Origin of the sequence: Halorubrum distributum JCM 13561 (assembly GCF_000337395.1) — an archaeon.
Lineage (GTDB): Archaea > Halobacteriota > Halobacteria > Halobacteriales > Haloferacaceae > Halorubrum > Halorubrum distributum.
On the sequence record NZ_AOJF01000057.1, the window covers coordinates 294,975 to 314,764 of the forward strand.

At 70.1% G+C, this 19,790-nt stretch carries 16 protein-coding genes and 1 tRNA gene; 8 read left to right on the top strand and 9 right to left on the bottom strand.

Annotated elements, in window-relative coordinates; translation table 11 throughout:
• Nucleotides 1-23 precede the first annotated feature (23 nt).
• A complete protein-coding gene (gene carB / locus C470_RS14860) occupies nucleotides 24-3,251 on the bottom strand; it encodes a carbamoyl-phosphate synthase large subunit (RefSeq protein WP_008368296.1) in 3,228 nt (1,075 codons plus the stop codon).
• A gap of 199 nt (nucleotides 3,252-3,450) precedes the next feature.
• Here carB and C470_RS14865 point away from each other — a divergent pair, with 199 nt between their 5' ends.
• Complete coding sequence (locus tag C470_RS14865; protein ID WP_008368299.1) at nucleotides 3,451-4,470, top strand: hypothetical protein; 1,020 nt, start codon at nucleotides 3,451-3,453, stop codon at nucleotides 4,468-4,470.
• A 73-nt stretch (nucleotides 4,471-4,543) separates the two neighbouring features.
• Here the strand turns inward: C470_RS14865 and C470_RS14870 are convergent, their stop codons facing one another.
• From C470_RS14870 to C470_RS14885, 4 genes are all read right to left on the bottom strand, one after another.
• On the bottom strand, nucleotides 4,544-4,768 hold the full coding sequence (locus C470_RS14870; RefSeq protein WP_004598479.1) for a hypothetical protein: 225 nt from the start codon (nucleotides 4,766-4,768) through the stop codon (nucleotides 4,544-4,546).
• Between the two features lie 140 nt (nucleotides 4,769-4,908).
• Nucleotides 4,909-5,442, bottom strand: a complete 534-nt coding sequence (locus C470_RS14875) for a DUF5815 family protein (RefSeq protein WP_008368301.1) — start codon at nucleotides 5,440-5,442, stop codon at nucleotides 4,909-4,911.
• 75 nt (nucleotides 5,443-5,517) lie between these two features.
• Nucleotides 5,518-5,766 (bottom strand): hypothetical protein, encoded by a 249-nt coding sequence (locus C470_RS14880; protein WP_004598481.1) that lies wholly within the window; start codon nucleotides 5,764-5,766, stop codon nucleotides 5,518-5,520.
• Between the two features lie 58 nt (nucleotides 5,767-5,824).
• Nucleotides 5,825-8,047, bottom strand: a complete 2,223-nt coding sequence (locus tag C470_RS14885) for a CDC48 family AAA ATPase (protein ID WP_004598482.1) — start codon at nucleotides 8,045-8,047, stop codon at nucleotides 5,825-5,827.
• A 229-nt stretch (nucleotides 8,048-8,276) separates the two neighbouring features.
• Between C470_RS14885 and C470_RS14890 the strand changes: the two genes are divergently transcribed.
• Complete coding sequence (locus C470_RS14890) at nucleotides 8,277-8,468, top strand: hypothetical protein (RefSeq protein WP_049908786.1); 192 nt, start codon at nucleotides 8,277-8,279, stop codon at nucleotides 8,466-8,468.
• A gap of 564 nt (nucleotides 8,469-9,032) precedes the next feature.
• Nucleotides 9,033-10,430, top strand: coding sequence for a nickel pincer cofactor biosynthesis protein LarC (larC, locus tag C470_RS14895; RefSeq protein ID WP_008368304.1), 1,398 nt, complete (start codon nucleotides 9,033-9,035; stop codon nucleotides 10,428-10,430).
• A 27-nt stretch (nucleotides 10,431-10,457) separates the two neighbouring features.
• Here larC and C470_RS14900 read toward each other — a convergent pair whose 3' ends face one another.
• Nucleotides 10,458-10,805 carry a hypothetical protein gene (locus C470_RS14900; protein WP_008368306.1) on the bottom strand — a complete coding sequence of 116 codons (348 nt, stop codon included), beginning with the start codon at nucleotides 10,803-10,805 and terminating at the stop codon, nucleotides 10,458-10,460.
• Between the two features lie 570 nt (nucleotides 10,806-11,375).
• Between C470_RS14900 and aspS the strand changes: the two genes are divergently transcribed.
• The 3 genes from aspS (at nucleotide 11,376) to C470_RS14915 (ending at nucleotide 14,068) form a co-directional block, all read left to right on the top strand.
• The gene (gene aspS / locus C470_RS14905; protein WP_004598486.1) at nucleotides 11,376-12,680 is read left to right on the top strand and encodes an aspartate--tRNA(Asn) ligase; all 1,305 of its coding nucleotides are present in this window, start codon (nucleotides 11,376-11,378) and stop codon (nucleotides 12,678-12,680) included.
• A gap of 328 nt (nucleotides 12,681-13,008) precedes the next feature.
• Nucleotides 13,009-13,311, top strand: a complete 303-nt coding sequence (locus C470_RS14910) for a hypothetical protein (protein ID WP_004598487.1) — start codon at nucleotides 13,009-13,011, stop codon at nucleotides 13,309-13,311.
• A gap of 1 nt (nucleotide 13,312) precedes the next feature.
• Nucleotides 13,313-14,068 carry a DUF4382 domain-containing protein gene (locus C470_RS14915; RefSeq protein WP_008368309.1) on the top strand — a complete coding sequence of 252 codons (756 nt, stop codon included), beginning with the start codon at nucleotides 13,313-13,315 and terminating at the stop codon, nucleotides 14,066-14,068.
• Nucleotides 14,069-14,354: 286 nt separating this feature from the next.
• Here the strand turns inward: C470_RS14915 and C470_RS14920 are convergent, their stop codons facing one another.
• Together C470_RS14920 and C470_RS14925 are read right to left on the bottom strand one after the other, a co-directional pair.
• Nucleotides 14,355-15,047 (bottom strand): VTT domain-containing protein, encoded by a 693-nt coding sequence (locus C470_RS14920; protein ID WP_007346059.1) that lies wholly within the window; start codon nucleotides 15,045-15,047, stop codon nucleotides 14,355-14,357.
• Between the two features lie 76 nt (nucleotides 15,048-15,123).
• Entirely contained in the window at nucleotides 15,124-15,951 is an 828-nt protein-coding gene (locus C470_RS14925; RefSeq protein WP_004598490.1) for an NAD(+)/NADH kinase, read from the bottom strand.
• A gap of 146 nt (nucleotides 15,952-16,097) precedes the next feature.
• On the opposite strand from C470_RS14925, the gene C470_RS14930 reads away from it, so the two are divergent.
• Nucleotides 16,098-17,549: a KaiC domain-containing protein gene (locus C470_RS14930; RefSeq protein WP_008368311.1), complete on the top strand. Its 1,452-nt coding sequence runs from the start codon at nucleotides 16,098-16,100 to the stop codon at nucleotides 17,547-17,549.
• A gap of 570 nt (nucleotides 17,550-18,119) precedes the next feature.
• Here the strand turns inward: C470_RS14930 and C470_RS14935 are convergent.
• Nucleotides 18,120-18,190: transfer RNA gene (locus C470_RS14935), tRNA-Gly, on the bottom strand.
• A gap of 118 nt (nucleotides 18,191-18,308) precedes the next feature.
• Here C470_RS14935 and C470_RS14940 point away from each other — a divergent pair.
• The gene (locus C470_RS14940) at nucleotides 18,309-19,742 is read left to right on the top strand and encodes a M28 family metallopeptidase (RefSeq protein ID WP_008368313.1); all 1,434 of its coding nucleotides are present in this window, start codon (nucleotides 18,309-18,311) and stop codon (nucleotides 19,740-19,742) included.
• Nucleotides 19,743-19,790: the final 48 nt, after the last annotated feature.

Consider the following 19,790-nt stretch of genomic DNA (forward strand, 5'->3'; position numbering starts at 1 on the left):
CTCCAGCCGAGTAATTCTGCCCGCTATTCCGCGGCGCCCCACTGCTCGACGCGCTTCGGGCGGTCGGAGACCGCCATCACGTCGAGGTCGTCGCCCGCGTGGTCGAGGGCTTCGAGCGCCGCCGTCGCGGAGGCGTGCGTCGAGAAGTAGGTGATCTCCTCCTCGACGGCGACCTCCAGCAGGTCGCGCTGGCGCGAGACGATGAGGTCGAGCTCGCCGCGCTTGGCCGCCTCGATCAGGTCCGTCGCCTCGCTCAGCTCGAAGTGATCCGCGTACCCGTCGACGAGCGCCTCGCCCGCCTCGCTGCCCGGGTCCGGGAACTCCTCGGCCGAGAGGTCGACGACGGCGGTGCCGGACTCCGGGATCGGCTTCCCGGTGGAGTCCTGCGCCTTGTCGTACGCCTTGCCGAAGGAGGTCGCCGTGCCCATCACCTCGCCGGTGGACTTCATCTCCGGGCCGAGCCGCGGGTCCGAGCCCGGCAGGCGGTCGAACGGGAGGACGACCTCCTTCACGGAGCGGTGTTCGGGGATCTGCTCGTCGGCGTCGAGATCCGCGAGCGTCAGGTCGTCGGTCATCACCTTGGCCGCCAGCTTGGCGATGGGGACGCCCGTCGCCTTCGAGACGAACGGGACGGTGCGCGAGGAGCGCGGGTTCGCCTCCAGCACGTACACCTCGCTCTCGGCGTCGCTTTCGACGCCCGTCACCGCCAGCTGGACGTTGAGCAGCCCGACCGTGTCGAGCGCGCGGGCGATGTCCTCGGTGACCTCGCGGACCCGACCGAGCGTCTCGTCGCCCAGCGACCGCGGCGGGATCATGCACGCGGAGTCGCCCGAGTGGACGCCCGCGCTCTCGACGTGTTCCATCACGCCGCCGAGGAGGACGTCATCGCCGTCCGCGACGGCGTCGACGTCCAGTTCGACCGCGTCGTCGAGGAACTGGTCGACGAGGATGGGCTTGTCGGGGGAGACGCGGACCGCCTCCTCGATGTACTCCTCGAGCTCGGCGTCGTCCTCGACGACCCGCATCGCGCGGCCGCCCAGCACGTAGGAGGGGCGCACGAGGACGGGGTAGCCGATCTCGTGGGCGAGCTCCAGCGCCTCGGCCTCGCTCGTCGCGGTGCCCCCCTCGGGCTGGGCGACGCCCAGCTCGTCCATCAGGACGTTGAAGCGGTCGCGGTCCTCGGCGAGGTCCATCGCCTCGACGCTCGTCCCCAGAATCTCGCAGTCCAGCCCGCGGCGCTCGATCTCCGCCTGGAGCGGTTCGCCCACGTTGACGGAGGTCTGCCCGCCGAACTGGACCATCACGCCGTCGGCGCCGGTGGTCTCGATCACGTCGGCGACCTCCTCGGCCGAGATGGGCTCGAAGAACAGGCCGTCGGAGGTGTCGTAGTCCGTCGACACCGTCTCGGGGTTGTTGTTGATCACGTGCGCGTCGATGCCGAGCTCGCGGAGCGCGCGCACCGCGTGGACCGCGCAGTAGTCGAACTCGACGCCCTGCCCGATGCGGATCGGGCCGCCGCCGACGACCACGACGCTCTCGACGTCGGGGTCGACGCGGACCTCGTTCGCCGCGCCAGCGGTGTCGGCGCCTTGGAGGAACTCCGGCAGGCGCGCGGAGTAGTAGTACGGCGTGGACGCTTCGAACTCGCCCGCACAGGTGTCTACCTGTTTATAAGTGCGGTCGGGGACGCTCGCCTCGACTTCGCCGACGTCGGCGTCGACGCCACCCGCGGTCGCGGTCGCCGCGATTTCCGCGTCGGTGCGGCCGACCATCGCGGCCTCGGTGAAGTCGCCCTCGGCGGCCGCGGCGGTGCCGTCGGCGATCTTCTCGAAGCGCTCGACGTACCAGCGGTGGATGCCGGTGAGGTCGATCACGTCGTCGACGGCGTAGCCGCGGTCGAACGCCTCGAACATCGCGTACGGGCGGTCGGGGCTCGGCCGTTCGAGGTACTCCGACTCCAGCTCGTCGTCGTCGACCTCGCCGAAGTCGACCGCGGGGTCGTACTCGGAGGAGCGCAGCGCCTTCACCATGCTCTCCTCGAACGTCCGGCCGATCGACATCGCCTCGCCGGTGGACTTCATCGCCGTGCCGAGCTCGAAGTCGACGTCGTCGAACTTGTCGATGGGCCAGCGCGGCACCTTCGTCACCACGTAGTCGATCGCCGGCTCGAAGGCGGCGGTCGTCTCGCCCGTGATCTCGTTGTCGATCTCGTGGAGGCGCTTGCCGAGCGCGACCTTCGCCGTGACGCGGGCGATCGGGTAGCCGGTCGCCTTCGACGCGAGCGCGGAGGAGCGGGAGACGCGGGGGTTCACTTCCACGACGCGGTACTCGCCGCCCGGGGTGCCGTCGTCGTGCCACGCGAACTGGATGTTACAGCCGCCCTGAATGCCGAGGTCGCGGATCACTTCGAGCGCCGCGTCGCGCATCTCCTGGTGGCCGTCGTCGGGGATGACCTGCGAGGGGGTGACGACCGTCGACTCGCCGGTGTGGATCCCCATCGGGTCGATGTTCTCCATGTTACAGATGATGATGCAGGAGTCGTCGGCGTCCCGCATCACCTCGTACTCCAGCTCGACCCAGCCCGAGATGGACTCGGTGATCAGCACCTCGCTGTTGCGCGAGAGGCGGAGCCCCTTGCGGACGCGCTCGACGAGCTCCTCGAAGTCGTCGACGACGCCCGAGCCGGAGCCGCCGAGAGTGTAGGTCGTGCGCGCGATGACCGGGAGCCCGCCGACCGCGTCGACAGCGTCCTGAACGCGCTCGCGGAAGTACTCCTCGTCGAAGTCGGTAACTGACTCGTCCTCGTCCAGCGAGATGGTGGTCGACTTCGGAACGGGCTGACCGAGTCCCTCCATCCGCTGGCGGAACAGGTCGCGGTCCTCCGTCGCGTAGATGGTGTCGAGCGGCGTCCCCATCACCTCGACGTCGTGTTCCTCCAAGATGCCCTCCTCCGCGAGCTCGGCGGTGACGTTGAGTCCGGTCTGGCCGCCGAGCCCGGCGATGACGCCGTCGGGCTCCTCGATGCGGATGACCTCCGCGATGGCCTCGGGCGTGATCGGCTCGATGTACACCCGGTCGGCCGTCTCGGGGTCGGTCATGATCGTCGCGGGGTTCGAGTTCACCAGGACGACGCGGGCCCCCTCCTCCTGGAGGGCGCGACACGCCTGTGCGCCGGAGTAGTCGAACTCGGCCGCCTGTCCGATCTGAATCGGTCCGCTGCCGATAAGTAGAATCGTCCGGTCCTCGCTCATTACGCGGACGGAATACGCTCATCGTAATAAGGCCGGCGGTAGAGTACGAATCTCGCAGTGAGTTTGCGATTTTCGCAAGACACGACGTGCCACGGTGGTCGGTACGATACCACATGATTCACCCACCGCTTCTCCGTATCGGTTAGCTGAGAGGCTCACCACAAGGGATTTACCGAGATGTCAGAAATCTTGGACCGATATGCGCTGTTCCCGCCGCCGCGCCCTCCGACTGCTCGGCATCACCGGTGCGACGGCCGCGACGGCCGCGACGGCCGGCTGTCTCAGCTCCGGCAGCCTCAATTCGTACGCGCTCATCGGCGACGAATTCGACGCCTCGTCGATCGGTCGGCCGTACCTGTGGCCCGACCCGACCGAAATCGACGCCACGACCCGCGTCGATTTCGCGACCGAGGCGAAGGAAGCCTCCCTCGCGGAGCTGTTCGAGACCGGCGAAGTGACCGTCAGACAGTGGCCGCTCGTCGGTCGCGACAAGTGGGGGACCGAGACGCGCCCGCGGCCGACGTTCCTCGAACGCGACGGGACCTTCTACGAGGTTCGAATCGCGGAGGAGCGCGTCCTCGAACGAGAGCGGTGGCACTTCGCGGTTGACCGGGTCGACGAGACGCCGCCCGACGGCGCGGCGGTCGCGGAGCCGCCCTTCGACCTCTCCGACCAGGACGAGCGCGTGCTCGACGCGGCGCTCGACGGCGTGTACGCCGGCCACGACGGCTTCCTCGGCGACCCCCAGTTCGACGAGCTCCAGACCGTCGAGTTCCACCACGGGCTCGACGCCGACGCCAGCGCCCTCGTCCCGTCGCCGCCGTTCGAGTACGTCGAGTACGAAGACGAGTTCTTCCGGGCGGTCGCGGAGCGCCGAACGGTCGAGGTTCCGGAGTGGACGTACGCGATCGACGAGATCGCCGCCTCGCCGGGCGGATTCAACGAGTACGCGCGAGACGCGATCGTCGAGGGCGATCTCGGTTCCGTCGGGCTCTCGGACGGCGCTCGCGGCGTGTTAGACGACGCGATCGCCGAGGACCCGCGCCGCTACGGGGAGGGCGCGCCTCCCTCGGACGAGTTCAACGAGGCCCTCGGTGCGCTCGGTATTGCCGAGGACCTCGAACCGATCGACAGCTACGAGGAGCGCGTCGACTTCCGGAACGTCGTCGTCGAGTACCGCGACGGCGTCTACCGGTTCGACCTGATCGTGAGCCCGTAAACGCTCGCGGACCCTCGCCGGCCCCGCACCCATCCTCGACGCGGGCGGCACCGGAACGGGTACCGACCGCCCGTCAGGTCTCCAGCCGGTACCGGTACGGCTGGCCCGCGATGACCTCGACCTCGCCGCGCTCGGCCCGCCGCCCCAACACGGTGGCGACTCGGTGCGGGCTGTCGATCTCCTCGCAGTCGTCGCACTCCTCGACGAGTGCGAGGATCTCCCGCGCCGTCAGCGGCTCGTCGGCCTCGGCGAGCACGCCGCGGATCCGGTCGAACCGGTCGTATTCGCCGGCGCTCATACGTCTTACGTACGGTCTCCGAACATATAGGGTTCAGTGAGACAGGAGTCGGACGGTTGTCTGACACGACTGTTCTCGCGGTCGTTTTCGGCCGTTTGAGCCGTTCACCGAGACGCGACGGGAGCCGAGTCAGGTTCCGCTCAGGCGTACGGGTCCTCGGCTTCGAGGTCGCGCTCCGCGCGGTACTGCTCGACGAACTCGCTCACGTCGAACTCGACCATCTCCTCTTCGAACGCCGACAGCGCCTCGTCGTCGTCCGCGTGGCTGACGGCGTGTTCCATCAGCTCGACGACGAGCTCGACGACGATCTCGTGGAGCCGCCGGGAGTCGAACTCGGTCACCCAGACCATCGCGTACCCCACGTCGGCGTTCTCGCTGGCGTCGTGTGAGACGACCGCCTCCGGGAACTCCTCTAAGACGACGCCGAGCAGGTGCGGCGTGTCGAACTCCGGCATCTCCTCGCTGGTCGTGTCGATCGCTTCGCGGAGGACATCGACGAGGAAGTCCGGGAGGAACCGCTCGGGGGGGTGGACGTCCATCACGACCGCGTGGGTTCCGCCGCAGTCGCACTCGTACTCGCGCATCCCGAGGTCCAGGTCGTCGACGCCGATCGTCTCCCCGCAGGGTAGCTCCAGCGCGTTCTCGTCGCCGCCGGGGACGCGGGGCTGAGACATAGCTCCGCTTGGTCGCTGTCGAGGTTAAAAGGAGCGGAACGGGTCGGTGCGGCGGGGCGGGACCGGCGAGAGTCGCTACTCGAAATCCTCGTAGCCGCTTTCGCCGTCCTCGGCTTCGGCCGCGCTCGCGCCGTCGTCGTGTTCGTCGTCCTCGCCGGAATCGTCGCCTCCGCCGTACGACTCCACCTCCGCTTCGACCTCTATCTCGATCCCGTTCGCCTCGTAGGTCGCCTCGATCACTTCGGCGTCGTCGCGTTCGATCTCCAGTTGGTCGCGGTCGACCTCCACTTCGACCTCCACGTCGACGGTCACGTCGTCGGACATGACTCGCCGTAGGCGGGCGACACTCAAAATATCCCGGCAGGTGCGACCGCCGGCCGCGTTACTGGAACCCGATGCGGCCGCCGGTGTCGCGGAGCGACTCGCCGCCGCCGCCCTTGAACTGCTCTCTGACGTCCTCGTAGTACGCGAGGATGTCGTCGTTGATGGTCGGCCGCACCGACTCCATCGCGCGCCGGAAGTGCTTCATCTCGACCTCCTCGGCGTCGTCGTCGTCGCGCAGCGCCTCGATGGCGGCCTCGCGTGCGATCCCCTCCAGGTCGGAGCCGACGTAGCCGTCGGTGATCTCGGCGACCTCGCGGAGGCTCACGTCGGGCGCGAGCGGCGTGTCCTCGGTGTGGATGTCGAGGATCTGCTCGCGGCCCTCCTGATCGGGCTGTCCGATCATCACGAGCCGGTCGAAGCGGCCGGAACGCAGCAGCGCGGGGTCGATCATGTCGGGGCGGTTGGTCGCGCCAATGACCATCACGTCGCCCATGTCCTCGAGGCCGTCGAGCTCCGTCAGGAGCTGGTTGACGACGCGCTCGGAGACGTTGTTCCCCATCTCCTGTCCGCGCGAGGGCGCGAGGCTGTCGAGCTCGTCGAAGAAGATGATCGTCGGGCTCACCTGCCGGGCCTTCCGGAAGGTCTGCCGGATCGCCTTCTCCGACTCGCCGACCCACTTCGAGAGCAGCTGGGGCCCCCTGACCGAGATGAAGTTCGCGTTCGTCTCGTTGGCGACCGCCTTCGCCATCAGCGTCTTCCCGGTGCCGGGCGGGCCGTACAGCAGCACGCCCTTGGGCGCGTCGACGCCCATCCGGTCGAACTTCTCGGGAGAGGTGAGCGGCCACTCGACCGACTCCTGGACCTGCTGTTTGGCCTCTTCGAGTCCGCCGACGTTGTCCCAGGATATCTTCGGAAGCTCGACGAGCACCTCGCGCATCGCCGACGGCTCCACCTCGTTGAGGGCGCCCGAGAAGTCGTCGCGCTTGACGATCATCCGGTCGATGAGGCTCGGCGGGACCTCCTCCTCGTCGAGGTCGATCTCGGGGAGGTAGCGCCGCAGCGCCTTCATCGCGGCCTCCTTCGTGAGGCTCTCGATGTCGGCGCCGACGAACCCGTGCGTCTCGTCGGCGAGGTGGTCGAGGCTCACGTCGTCCGAGAGCGGCATGCCGCGGGTGTGGATCTGGAGGATCTCCTTGCGGCCCACCTCGTCGGGGACGCCGATCTCGATCTCGCGGTCGAACCGGCCGGGGCGGCGGAGCGCGGGGTCGACGCTGTCGACGCGGTTCGTCGCGCCGATGACGATCACCTGCCCGCGGGTCTCCAGCCCGTCCATCATCGTCAGCAGCTGCGCGACGACGCGGCGCTCGACCTCGCCGGTCACGTCCTCGCGCTTGGGCGCGATGGAGTCGAGCTCGTCGATGAAGATGATCGAGGGCGACTCCTCTTTCGCGTCCTCGAAGATCTCGCGGAGCTGCTGTTCGGACTCGCCGTAGTACTTCGAGATGATCTCCGGGCCGGCGATCGAGAAGAACGACGCCGACGTCTCGTTGGCGACCGCCTTCGCGAGCAGCGTCTTCCCGGTGCCCGGCGGGCCGTGGAGCAGGACGCCCTGCGGCGGCTCGATGCCGAGCTTCGAGAAGATCTGCGGGTGTTTCATCGGCAGCTCGACCATCTCGCGGACGCGCTGGATCTCCGACTGGAGGCCCCCGATGTCCTCGTAGGTGATGCCGCCGCCGGTCTTCTCGAAGCCGGAGATCGGCTCCTCGCGCAGCTCGACCTCGGTGTCCTCGGTGATGAGGCAGACGCCGTCGGGTTCCGTCTCGACCGCGATCAGCGGGATCGCCTGGCCGGGCGACCGCATGAACGGGTGGTTCGTCGAGGACATCACCGGGACGATGTCGCGCTCGACGACCGGGCGCTTGAGGATCTGGCGTTTCACCATGCCGGCGGCGTCGGAGCCGAACTGGACTGACGCCTCCTCGGGCGGGGCCAAGACGAGCTTGTCGGCCTTCTCGGCCTCGGCCTTCCGGATGGTGACGCGCTCGCCGATGCCGACGTCCGCGTTCTGTCGCGTGAACCCGTCCACGCGGACGGTGTCGGTGTTCCAGTCCTGGCGGTCCGCGCGCCAGACCTTCGCGGCGGTCGTCTCCGCGCCCTCGATCTCGATGATGTCGCCGGGCGAGAGCTTCAGATGCAGCAGGGTGTCGGGGTCAAGTCGGGCGATGCCGCGCCCCGAGTCGTTCGGGTACGCCTTCGCCACTTCGAGTTGGACTTCGTTCATGGTTCCTCGCGGGGGATGGTCGTATCTGGACCCGGTCCGGGAATAAGCCTGTTGCCCGTCTCGGCGCCGCCGCTTCGCACCGAGCTCCGGGCGCCCGCGGAATGTCGTGTTATCATATAGCACGGTAGGACGTCCGTTCTTAAAACCCCGTCGTAAGCGTGCGTTTTCGCCGTCGATTCGCTCTCGGTCGCAACGGACGTCTTTTGCCCGTTCGAGGCAACGTTCGGGCGTGTTCGACTCTCTGTCCGACCCCATGCGGTCGCTCCTCTCGCGGGTCGCCTTCCTCGTCGCCGGCGCCCTCGTCAGCACCGCGCTGTACGCCCTCAACATCGGTGGCTTCCTCGCCGTCGCGCTCGCGGCTGTCGCGTTCGTGGTCGTCGGCGAACTGTACCTGTTCGTGACCGGCGGGGAGAGTTTATAAATAGCAACGACAATCGAGCGGTGGCGCGTGCCTGCGAGCGGCCGGAGCGAAGCGGAGGCCGCGAATCAGCACGCGCGAGGGAGTCGGGCGCGCCGAGGGCGACCGAAGGGAGCCCGACGGACGCGCCCGACGAGGCTGGGGAGGNGGGAGTCGGGCGCGCCGAGGGCGACCGAAGGGAGCCCGACGGACGCGCCCGACGAGGCTGGGGAGGCGTGAGGTGCGGTTGCGGGGCTGTGCGGGGCGGGACTCAAAGGGGCAGCCGCGAGGCGGGCGCAGGCGACGCAAGCACCGGAGCGAGGGAGCGAACGAAGTGAGCGACCGAGCGAGGAGCGCAGCGAGCGTGCGCCCGCCTCGCGGCTGGGGCTTTGGAGGAGCGCTCCGTCGATCCGTGGTCAATTATTTAAAATTAAGCGGCTGGGATTTCGGCGGTGTTCAGCACAGCGTCGTTATTTATTTATTTATAAGTAGTAAACGGCCACTGGCCGGGCACTTATAAACGAATATCCGACCGATTCGGCGGCGTCAATCCCGAGGTATTTGTCCGCCAGTCGCCTCGGACGGACCATGCGAACGCTCGTCTTCGACGGTCGGACCGGGGCCGCCGGCGACATGGTCTGCGCCGCGCTGATCGCGGCCGGCGCCGACCCCGACGTCCTCGCGCCCGTGAGCGACGCCCTCCCGGTTCGGTACGAGATCGGCGAGACGGAAAAGAACGGGATCCGCGCGACGACCGTCGACGTGCTCGTCGACGACGGCGACGGAGCGGTCGAGGCTGACGCGGACCACGGTCACGATCACGACCACGGCCACGAGCACGACCACAGCCACGGCCACGAGCATGACCACAGCCACGGCCCCGAGCACGAGCACACTCACGAGTCGGACGCCTCCGGCGCCGCCGAATCGGCCGAGGGAACCGGGGTCCACCGGAGCTACAGCGAGGTGGTCGACCTCGTCGAGTCGATGGGGCTCCCCGACGCGGTCGAGTCGACCGCGCTCGACGCCTTCGAACTACTCGGGCGCGCGGAGGCGTCGGTCCACGGCACCGACCTCGACGACACGCACTTCCACGAGGTGGGCGCGGACGACGCGATCGCCGACGTGGTCGGCGCCGCGCTGCTCCTCGCGGACCTCGACCCGGAGCGCGTGGTCACGACCCCCGTCTCCGCCGGCGGGGGCACGGTCGAGATGAGCCACGGGACGTACCCGGTCCCGGCCCCGGCCACGACCGAGATCACGACCCGCGCCGGCTTCCGGATCGTCGGGGGGCCGATCGACCGCGAGCTGCTCACGCCCACGGGCGCCGCGATCCTCGGCGCGATCGCCGACGGCGTCGACGCGGTCCCGAACCTCGCCGTCGAGCGCGCGGGCTACGGCGCCGGCGACGCCGACTTCGAGGCGCACCCGAACGTCCTCCGGGCGCTGGTCGGCGACGGGGGACACGACGCGCACGCGGACCGCGCTCACGCTGACGCCCCCGACGGATCGCTCGCTCACGACGACATCGCCGTCCTCGAGACGAACCTCGACGACGCCGCGCCGGAGGTCCTCGGCGGGCTTCAGGAGACGCTCTCGCGGGCCGGCGCGCGGGACGTCACGATCGTTCCGACGACGATGAAGAAGTCGCGGCCCGGTCACCTCGTGAAGGTGATCTGTAAGCCCGCCGACGCCGAGGCGGTCGCGGAGCGGCTCGCCCGGGAGACGGGGACGCTCGGCGTGCGCCAGTCCGGCGCGAGCCACCGCTGGATCGCGGAGCGCGAGTTCGAGACGGCGACGCTCCGGGTCGACGGCGCCGACCACGAGGTGGCAGTGAAGGTCGCGTCGACGACCGACGAGGAGGTGTACGACGTCAGCGGGGAGTACGACGACGCGGCCGCGGTCGCCGAGGCGACCGGCCTCCCGATCCGGGAGGTGCTGCGGCGCGCCGAGGCCGACGTGCGGGAGCGGCTCGCGGAGGAGTAGCCGGAGGCCGCCCTCGCGACCGGCCCGTCAGTCGGGCGGGTCGACCCGCTCGACGCGCTCGGGGTCGACGCCGAAGCCGTCCGCGAGTCGCTCGCGGACGCGGTCGACGACGAACTCGTCGGCCGCGTCGATCCCGGCGGCGTCGTACTCCGCCTCGGGCGCCGCGCCCTCGTCGACCGCGAGGGTGGCGACCGCCTCGACCGTGGTGTCGTTGAGGCCGGGGCGGAGGCCGGCGATTTCGAGCTCTTCGACGCTGAGGCCGTCGATTCGCTCGATCTGTGCTCTGGCGCCGGCGACGAGGTCGCCGGCGGCCGCCTGCGAGACGCGGACGGTCACCGTGGCCTCGACCGACGGCGTGTGGATGGCTGCCGCCATACGCCCTCGCCGCGAGTCGAACGCGGCGCGGCCGGTCGGCGTCCCGGTCCGAACCCGGGAAGCGACCGGTCCGCGTCCTCGAACGCGCCGACGGCGAGCCCCCGACTGGGGTCAGCAGCCGGGCCACCGGCGGCGGCGGCGCTCGCGAGGGAGACGGCCGTCCGACTCGACGCGCGCGACGGACAGCGGCGGCTGGAGAGAACGGGAGATGGTCCGTCCCGCGGGGAACCCTCCCCAGCCGACGCGCGTCACGCGGTCGGGCGGACGGACCGTGAGTTCGGAGCCGAATACCCGATCCACCCGAGGAACGCGACGCTCGCGGACCGGCCGAGCGTCGAGGTGGTGGAACGGGTCATGATCGGTCTCCGCGGCGCGGAACGCGCCGTTATCATCCTCCTGTATCGGTTTCGTATTAAAATTATGTTAGTTATGTGACCACATGACACGGCGAGTTCGGTCCGGAAGTCCCCGAGAATCCGCCGGAGCGGCCGCGGGCCAGCCGTTCCGTCGACGCCGAGACGACAGGCCTATGCCGAACGCCCGACCAGTTGCGCGTAAGCAGCCACCGTCATGATCGAGCGAATTCACACGTCGGACGTCGAACCGGACGCGGACGAGGTCGCCATCGCCGGCCACGTCCACGAGATCCGCGACCTGGGAGGCCTCGTCTTCCTCATCGTGCGCGACCGCGAGGGGCTCATCCAGATCGTCTTCAAGGAGGAGCGCGAGCCGGAGCTGTTCGAGGCCGTCCAGGACGTCGGCGCCGAGGACGTGGTCCGCGTGGTCGGCGAGCCGCTGGAGAGCGACCAGGCGCCCGGCGGCGTCGAGATCGCGCCCACCGAGTACGAGGTCATCGACGAGGCCGACTCCCCGCTCCCGCTGGAGATCTCGAAGGACATCGAGGTCGACCTCTCGACCCGGCTCGACAACCGCGCGCTCGACCTCCGGAAGCCGGAGACGCTCGCGGTGTTCACGCTCCGTTCGGAGCTGATCACCGCGATGGAGGAGTGGTTCGAATCGGAGGGGTACGTCGACATCAAGACGCCCCTGATCTCGAAGGGCGGCGCCGAGGGCGGCGCGGAGCTGTTCCCGATCCTCTACTACAACCAGGACGCGTTCCTCTCGCAGAGCCCCCAGCTGTACAAGCAGATGCTGATGGCCTCCGGCTACGAGGCGGTCTACGAGACGGGCACCGCGTTCCGCGCCGAGGACTTCGCGACCTCCCGCCACGTCTCCGAGATCGCGATGTTCGACGTGGAGCTGGCGTACATCGACGACCACGACGACGTGATGGACGTCCAAGAGGAGTCGCTGCGCTACGCGCTCCGCGAGGTCGCCGAGAACGCCGAGCGCGAGCTCGACCTGCTCGACGTCGACCTCGACGTGCCCGAAGAGGACTTTCCGCGGATCACCTTCGACGAGGCGCTCGACATCCTCGAAACCGAGTACGGGCACTTCCCGGACGACCCGACCGACCTCGACACGAAGGGCGAGAAGCTGCTCGGCGAGCACTTCGAGGAGCAGGGCCACCCCGCCTTCTTCGTCGTCGGCTACCCCGACGAGAAGTTCTACTACATGCAAGACGTTCCGGACGACGAGATCGCCTCCCGGAAGTTCGACCTCATCTACAAGGGCCAGGAGCTCTCCTCGGGCGGCCAGCGCGAACACGACGTCGAGCGCATGGTCGAGGTCATGGAGGCGGAGGGCGTCGAGACCGCGAACTTCGAGTTCTACATCGAGGCGCTGAGCTACGGGACGCCCCCGCACGGCGGCTACGGGCTCGGCATCGACCGCCTCGTCCAGAAGGTCGCCGACCTCGACAACATCAAGGAAGCGATCATGTTCCCGCGCGACCCGAATCGGCTGGAGCCGTAACGGGACCGAACCGCTCCGGACCGCCGAGGTTCGTTCCGTCCGCTCCCCGATACGCGGCCGCGCGGTCGGGGTCCTATTTTTTGGGCGAGCGAGATCTGACCCGCCCCGCGAGCGGGAGCTCACGTCGACGCGAGAGTGGGATGCCACCCCGCCGCGCGGGCGACGATGAGAACCGCTCGCCGTTCGCCGTCTTTTATAAGCAACTCATCGATCTAACGAGATTCGGGTTTCAAAGGCTCTCGAGGCCGTTAAACCGAATTAAATTGGGCGTAATTCGGCTGAACGGCTTGCGTCATTAAAGGGCGTTGGGTCCCGAGGGGGAGTTGCTATGAACGCACTCCGAACGACCCTGCTCGTGGCGCTGGCCACGGTGGTACTGATCGGGACCGGCGCGGCCGCCGGTGCCGTCGCGGCGACGCCCGGGCCGGACAACGCCTCGGGCGACGCCGGCCCGCCGAGCGACCTCCCCGACCAGGTGCCGGACTTCGTCGGCGGGATCCTCGATAGCGTGAACGAGTTCCTCGACGGCGGCGTCGACGACCTCGGCGAGACCGTGAGCGAGGTCGCCGGGAACGGCGCCGGCGAGGGCGACGCGGACGACGGAACCGACGCCGACGAGGAGGGGGCCTAACGTGACGGACCGCACCTCCGACCGCATCGCGCTCGACCGGCGGACCTACCTTCAGGCGACCGGCGCCGCCGCGCTCGGCGCGGCCGGCCTCGCCGGCTGCGTCGGCCGCGCGACGGGGACGCTCGCGACGCAGGTGACCGACCAGCCAGCCGACATCGGCGACTTCGAGTCGCTCGTCGTCACCGTCGAGGGGTTCTGGCTCGGGCCGGAGGGCGCCGAGCCGGACGACGATGAGGACACGGCTGGCAACGAGACCGACACGGACGGCGGGGGCGACGACGCCGACAGCGCCGACAGCGACGACGGGTCCGCCGACAGCGGGAACGAGACGGACGCGGGCGACGAGACCGACGGCGAGGAGGACGCCGGCCGCGAGTACTTCGAGTTCGACGAGCCTCAGGAGGCCGACCTCGTGGAACTCCAGAACGGCGAGACGAAGCTGATCGACGAGCGGGAGCTCCAGACCGGGGAGTACCCGTACCTCCAGCTCGACGTGTCGTCGGCCGACGGGACGCTCACCGACGGGAGCGACGCGACCGTCGACCTCCCGGGCAACGCGCCCCTGAAGTTCAACGAGGCGTTCGAGATCCGCGAGAACGCGCGGACGACGTTCACCGCGGACTTCGCGCCGGTGCTGCGCGGGAACGGCCGCTACCTCCTCCGACCGGTGCCGAGCGGTATCGAGGTGGAGTACGAGGAGTCGACGGACTCGGAAGGCGACGAATCGAGCGGCGACAACGAGACCGACGGCTCGTAGCGACGCCGCAGTCCCTCGGTCCCCCGTTGGAGTCGCGGTCGCGTCCGGCCGCTCGCGCGGAGCGGGCACGGACCGCACCGCGGCTTCGGGGTCAGGGCTGGGTCGGTTCCCGGGATTCGGGGACCGGGGGAATGCGCGCGCCGTTGCGGTCGGTTCCCGAGTCGAGGCACCCGTTTGCCGTCAGAGGCACACGACCCGCACGATCGCCCGCGCGACGACGACGCACGGGCGGTCTTCGCTTTCTCCGATCCGTTCGCCGCTTCGACGCTGTTCATTTCGCGCCGAGTCAGGCCGCCGTCGCGTCCGGCCGCACGAACGTCCGGTACAGCGGTCCGGCGAGCACCAGCGCGCCGACCGCGGCCATCCCGAGGATCACGGTCGGGTCGACGAGCGACCCGCCGCTCGCCGCGAGGCGGTCGAGCGAGACGCCGACCGCGACCCCGGTGAGGACCCAGGGCAGCTCGCCCAACGCCGTGCCGATCAGGAACGGTCGGACCCCCACGCCGGCGGCCGCGGCCCCGGCCGTCACCGCGTCGGAGGGGAGCGGCAGCAGGCGGGTGCCGGCCACGGCGCGCACGCTGCCGGACTCCGCCGCGAAGCGCTCGCCGGCACGACAGAACCGGGCGGCGACGCCCGAGCCTTCGGCCGTCTCGGAACCGTCGCGGATTCGGAGCCGCCCCGCCCGAGCGAGCGCGTACGGCGGGAGGGCGGTGCCGACGACGAGCGCGAGCGCGAACGGCGTCCCGACCCAGCCGTACCCGAAGCCGACGGCGACGGCGAGGAGGGTCGTCGGCCACGCGAGGAGGGGCCGCACGGCCGCGAGCGCGACGACGGCGACCCCGAAGCGGAGCGGCTCCGTCGCGAGCCATCGCAGCCGCGAGAGCGCGGCCTCAGGGGAGACCGCGAGCGCGAGCGCCCCCAGCGCTGCGACGGCGGCGCCCGCGACCGCGTACCGCCCGAGCGTCGACCGGCGATTCACGCTCCTCGGTCCGCGGGCGCCCGGTAAACGCTTTGTGGGCGCATTCGATCGGGAGCCGAAGGCGTGCGCGTCCGGCTCACGACAGCTTTCCGAGCGCCTCGAAGAAGTCCGAGGGCGGGCCCGCGATCCGTATCGGCGGCGCGGCGCGCTCGACGGTCACCTCGACCGGCCCGTCGAGGGCCTCGGTGTCGCGGCCGTCGCTGACGACCGTCGCGCCCGCCTCGTCCGCGACCGAGACGGTGACGGTCGCGTCGGCGTCCACCACGAGCGGGGGCATCCCCTCGTCCGCGACCATCTCGTTGACGACCAGCCCCCCGACCTCCGGGTGGACCAGCGGGCCGCGCTCGGAGAGGTTGTACGCGGTCGACCCGGTCGGCGTGGCCACGAGGACCCCGTCGGCGTGGCCGCCGGCGTACCGGGACCCGTCGACGCGCACCTCGTAGTCGATCCCGCCGCCCGGCCCGCGCCGGTCGCCCTGAACGACCACCTCGTTCGCGGCCGGCGTCGACGTCCAGTCGCCGGCGCTCGCTGTGAGCCGCGGCGCCTCGCGGACGTCCAGCCCCCCGTCGCGGAACGCACGGATCTCGGCGCGGAGCGCGGTCGCGGCGTCCGCCGGCGGGACGGCGTTGAGGAACCCGACCTCGCCGAGGTTCACCCCGACGATCGGGGTGTCGCCCGCGTTGCGCGCGACGAAAAGGAAGGTCCCGTCACCGCCGACCGCGACGACGAGGTCGCAGTCGCCGAACGCGTCGACCGGTCGGGCGTCGTCGCCGGCGTCGAGCGCCGCGGCGGTCTCCTCGTCGAGCCAGACGCTCTCGCCCGCGTCGACGACGACGTCTCGAAGGGTCGCCGCGAGCGACGCCGCCCGCTCGCTTCCCTTTCGCGCCACGATGCCCACTTCCATGCGGAATCCATCCCGAGCCCCGGATAAAAGCGTGCGGACATCGGCCGCCCGGCCGGGTTCTCGGTATCTGAAACCTCGCCGGAAAGTTTCAAGCCGCTCGGCCGCGTTGCTGGGTCCATGTCGACCCCCCACGGGCGGCGGAAACGATGAGCGAGGAGGACGACTGGTTCGAACGCGCGCTCCGCGAGACCGACGAGGAGTCCGACGACCCGCCGGTGGACGGTGCGGAGAGCGGTTCCGACGGTACGGAAGCCGGTGCGGACGACGCGGAAGACGCGGAAGCCGGTGCGGACGACGCGGACGATCCGGAAGCCGGTGCGGACGACCGTGCGGGGGAGACGGAGGCCGCGAGCGACGACGCCGAGTTCGCCGATCCGTTCGGCGGTGCCGCCGACGAGACGGGCGCCGAGGCGGGCGACGGGAACCCCTTCGCCGGCGACGTCGGGGAGGGCGGCGAGTCCGGGGGCGGCGAGTCCGGGGGCGGCGAGTCCGGAGGCGGCGAGTCCGGCACCGACGACGCGGCGAGCGGCGGCGTTCCGGCGGACGCGTTCGGCGACGTTGACGCCGGCTCCGGATTCGACTCCTTCGGCGAAGACGACCCCTTCGGCGGCGGTGGCGGGGAGGAGGCCGACGCCGGAACGGACGCCGACGGCGGTGGCGGCGCGACGGACCCGTTCGGCGCTGACGACCCCTTCGGCGGCAGTCGGGGCGGTGGGGGGTCAGACGGCCAGTCGAGCGGCGGGGGCGGCGGAGCGGCAGGCGGTGGCGACGACCCGTTCGGCGGCTACCGCGGAAGCACGGGCGGAGGCGACGACGACTTCGGGTTCGGTGAGTTCGGCGACGATGCCGACGCCGGAGGGACGACCGACTTCGACGTCGACCCCGACGAGTTCGAGTCCGGAATCGAGCGGACCGACATCGGGATCGAGGGGCTCGACGACATGATCCTCGGCGGCGTCCCCAGCCGGTCGCTGCTCTCGGTCATCGGCGGGGCCGGCACCGGGAAGACGACGTTCGCGCTCCAGTTTCTCAACTACGCGCTCGAATCGGGCGAGAAGGGGATCTACATCACGCTCGAACAGACCCGCGAGTCGATCCTCGACACGGCGACCGAGAAGGGGTGGTCGTTCCGCGAGCACGCGGCGGAGGACCGCCTCGCGGTCGTCGCCATCGACCCCATCGAGATGGCCAACTCGCTGTCGTCGATCCGCAACGACCTCGTCCGGCTCATCGCCGAGTTCGACGCGGACCGGCTGGTGCTCGACTCCGTCTCCCTCTTGGAGATGATGTACGACCACCCCGCGAAGCGGCGCTCGGAGGTGTTCGGGTTCACGCGCTCGCTGAAGGAGTCGGGCGTCACGACGCTGCTCACCTCCGAGGCGAGCGAAGAAACGCCGTACGCCTCCCGACACGGCATCGTCGAGTACCTCACCGACGCGGTGTTCGTCCTCCAGTACGTCCGCGGGTCGGACTTCCGCGAGACCCGCCTCGCCGTCGAGATCCAGAAGATCCGCGACGCGAACCACTCCCGCGAGACGAAGCCGTACGACATCACCGACACCGGGATCTCGGTGTACGATCAGGCGAACATCTTCTGAGCGGGCAGGGCGACGTGGTATTTAAATCGGCACATTGCGCAGCCGCGGTTGCTTATAAACGAACGCTGTGCGGTGGCGCGTGCCGGTGAGCGGCCGAAAGGCCGCGAACCGCACGCGCGAGGGACGCGGCGAACGCGAGCGGCGACGCCGCGAAGCGTGAGCCGCGAGGCTGGGGAGGCGTGAGGTGCGGGGCGGTGCTGTGCGGGGAGGGACTCAAAGGGGCAGTCGCGAGGGCGAAGGCGCGCAACGCAAGGACCGCAGGAGTGAGCGAAGCGAACGACGAGGACCGCAGCGAGCGCACCGAGCCCTCGCGACTGGGGCTTTGGCGGTGTTCGTCGTCGATCCGCAGTCGGTTATTTATAAATAAGCGGCTGAGACTTCGGAGGTGTTCGCCGTGTCTGAGGGTATTCCGGCAGACCTACGACTCGCGACTCGCTCGTCGCAGAAATGCACCGTCCGGGAATTGAACCGGAATCAGACGTGCTCGCTCGTTTCACTCGCTGCGCGCGACTGATAGGGTTCAATTCCGCTGCCGATTCCTGCGGCTCGCGACGTTGCTCGCCGCAGGAATGCACCGTCCGGGAATTGAACCCGGGCTATTAGCTTGGGAAGCTAATGTCCTACCACTGGACCAACGGTGCTCGATTCGAGGTACCCGACCGTCCCACTTGAACGTAGCGTTTCGGCGAACGCCGGCCGACTCCGAGGCGTCGGTGCCGCGAGCCACACGCTTAAGCCGTCACCGACGGAGGCACGCCCATGACCGACGACGCAGCAGACGCGACGCGAACCGACGCGGCCGCGGCGGTCGACCGCGTGCGAGAGCGCGCTGCCGACCTCGCGCCCGCGCTCGGCGCGACCTGGACCGACGACGAGCCGTGGCGCTTCCTCACCGACCTCACGGCGATCGGGAGTCGCATGGCAGGCAGCGAGGGTGAGCGCCGGGCCGCCGGCCTCGTCGCCGACGCCTTCGAGCGCGCGGGGCTCGCGGACGTGCGCACGGAGCCGTTCGAGCTCCCGGCCTGGGAGCGCGGGTCGGCGTCGCTCGACGTGACCGTCTCGGGGCGGGACGGCGAGCCGGCGACGCGCTCGTTCGAGGCCTTAGCGCTCCCGTACTCGCCGTCGGGGAGCGTCGCGGGCGAACTCGTCGACGTGGGGTACGGCACCCCGAGAGAGATCGACGAGCGCGACGTGGCGGGGCGGATCGCGGTCGCCTCGACGACCACGCCGGAGGGCGGGCGGTTCGTCCACCGCATGGAGAAGTTCGGCTACGCGATCGACGCCGGCGCGGTCGGGTTCGTGTTCGTCAACCACCTCGACGGCCAGCTCCCGCCCACCGGGTCGCTCACGTTCGGCGAGGAGGCCGAGGCGGTCGCGATCGGCGTCTCGAAGGAGACCGGCGCGTGGCTCCGCGAATACGCTGTCGGCGGCGGAAACGGAATCGCCGCGGCCGACGTTGCGCAGGCCGAACTGTCGGTCGAGGCGTCCACGACCCCGGGCGAGAGCCGCAACGTGATCGGGCGCGCCGGTCCCGACACCGACGAGCGCGTCCTGCTGCTCGCCCACTACGACGCCCACGACATCGCGGAGGGGGCGCTCGACAACGGCTGCGGCATCGCGACGGTCGCGACCGCGGCCGGAGTGCTGGCGGACGCCGACCTCCCCCTCGGCGTCGACGTCGTCGCCGTGGGCGCCGAGGAGGTCGGGCTGCTCGGCGCGGAGCACCTCGCGGACCGCCTCGACCTCGACCGCGTGAAGGGCGTCGTCAACGTCGACGGCGCGGGGCGGTTCCGCGACCTCGTCGCGCTCGCGCACGCCTCCACGGCGGCCGCGTCGGTCGCGGAGGCGGTGTCGACCGCGACGCGCCAGCCGATCGCGGTCGACGCGCAGCCACACCCGTTCTCCGACCAGTGGCCGTTCGTGCGCCGCGGCGTGCCGGCGCTCCAGCTCCACAGCGACTCGGGCGACCGCGGGCGGGGATGGGGTCACACTCACGCGGACACCCGCGACAAGGTCGACGACCGGAACGTCCGCGAACACGCGATGCTGATCGCGCTGCTCGTCGCCGAGTTCGCGGCGCCCGAGCGGGACCTGCCGCGGCTGGACCGCGACGAACTCGCGGCCGCGTTCCGCGAGGCCGACTTCGAGACGGGGATGCGCGCCGCCGACCTCTGGCCCAGCGACTGGGACTGAGCGGCCGGTCTCGCCCCGGGTCCCGATCCTCGGTCACTTCACGGCTCC

Bases quoted from the DNA above. Each gene is read 5' to 3' on its own strand.
- C470_RS14875 (WP_008368301.1), bottom strand. From the start codon at position 5,442: ATGTCTCAGCCCCGCGTCCCCGGCGGCGACGAGAACGCGCTGGAGCTA.
- C470_RS14910 (WP_004598487.1), top strand. From the start codon at position 13,009: ATGAACGCACTCCGAACGACCCTGCTCGTGGCGCTGGCCACGGTGGTA.
- C470_RS14900 (WP_008368306.1), bottom strand. From the start codon at position 10,805: ATGGCGGCAGCCATCCACACGCCGTCGGTCGAGGCCACGGTGACCGTC.
- C470_RS14880 (WP_004598481.1), bottom strand. From the start codon at position 5,766: ATGTCCGACGACGTGACCGTCGACGTGGAGGTCGAAGTGGAGGTCGAC.
- C470_RS14885 (WP_004598482.1), bottom strand. From the start codon at position 8,047: ATGAACGAAGTCCAACTCGAAGTGGCGAAGGCGTACCCGAACGACTCG.
- C470_RS14940 (WP_008368313.1), top strand. From the start codon at position 18,309: ATGACCGACGACGCAGCAGACGCGACGCGAACCGACGCGGCCGCGGCG.
- C470_RS14930 (WP_008368311.1), top strand. From the start codon at position 16,098: ATGAGCGAGGAGGACGACTGGTTCGAACGCGCGCTCCGCGAGACCGAC.
- carB (WP_008368296.1), bottom strand. From the start codon at position 3,251: ATGAGCGAGGACCGGACGATTCTACTTATCGGCAGCGGACCGATTCAG.
- C470_RS14865 (WP_008368299.1), top strand. From the start codon at position 3,451: ATGCGCTGTTCCCGCCGCCGCGCCCTCCGACTGCTCGGCATCACCGGT.
- aspS (WP_004598486.1), top strand. From the start codon at position 11,376: ATGATCGAGCGAATTCACACGTCGGACGTCGAACCGGACGCGGACGAG.
- C470_RS14870 (WP_004598479.1), bottom strand. From the start codon at position 4,768: ATGAGCGCCGGCGAATACGACCGGTTCGACCGGATCCGCGGCGTGCTC.
- larC (WP_008368304.1), top strand. From the start codon at position 9,033: ATGCGAACGCTCGTCTTCGACGGTCGGACCGGGGCCGCCGGCGACATG.
- C470_RS14925 (WP_004598490.1), bottom strand. From the start codon at position 15,951: ATGGAAGTGGGCATCGTGGCGCGAAAGGGAAGCGAGCGGGCGGCGTCG.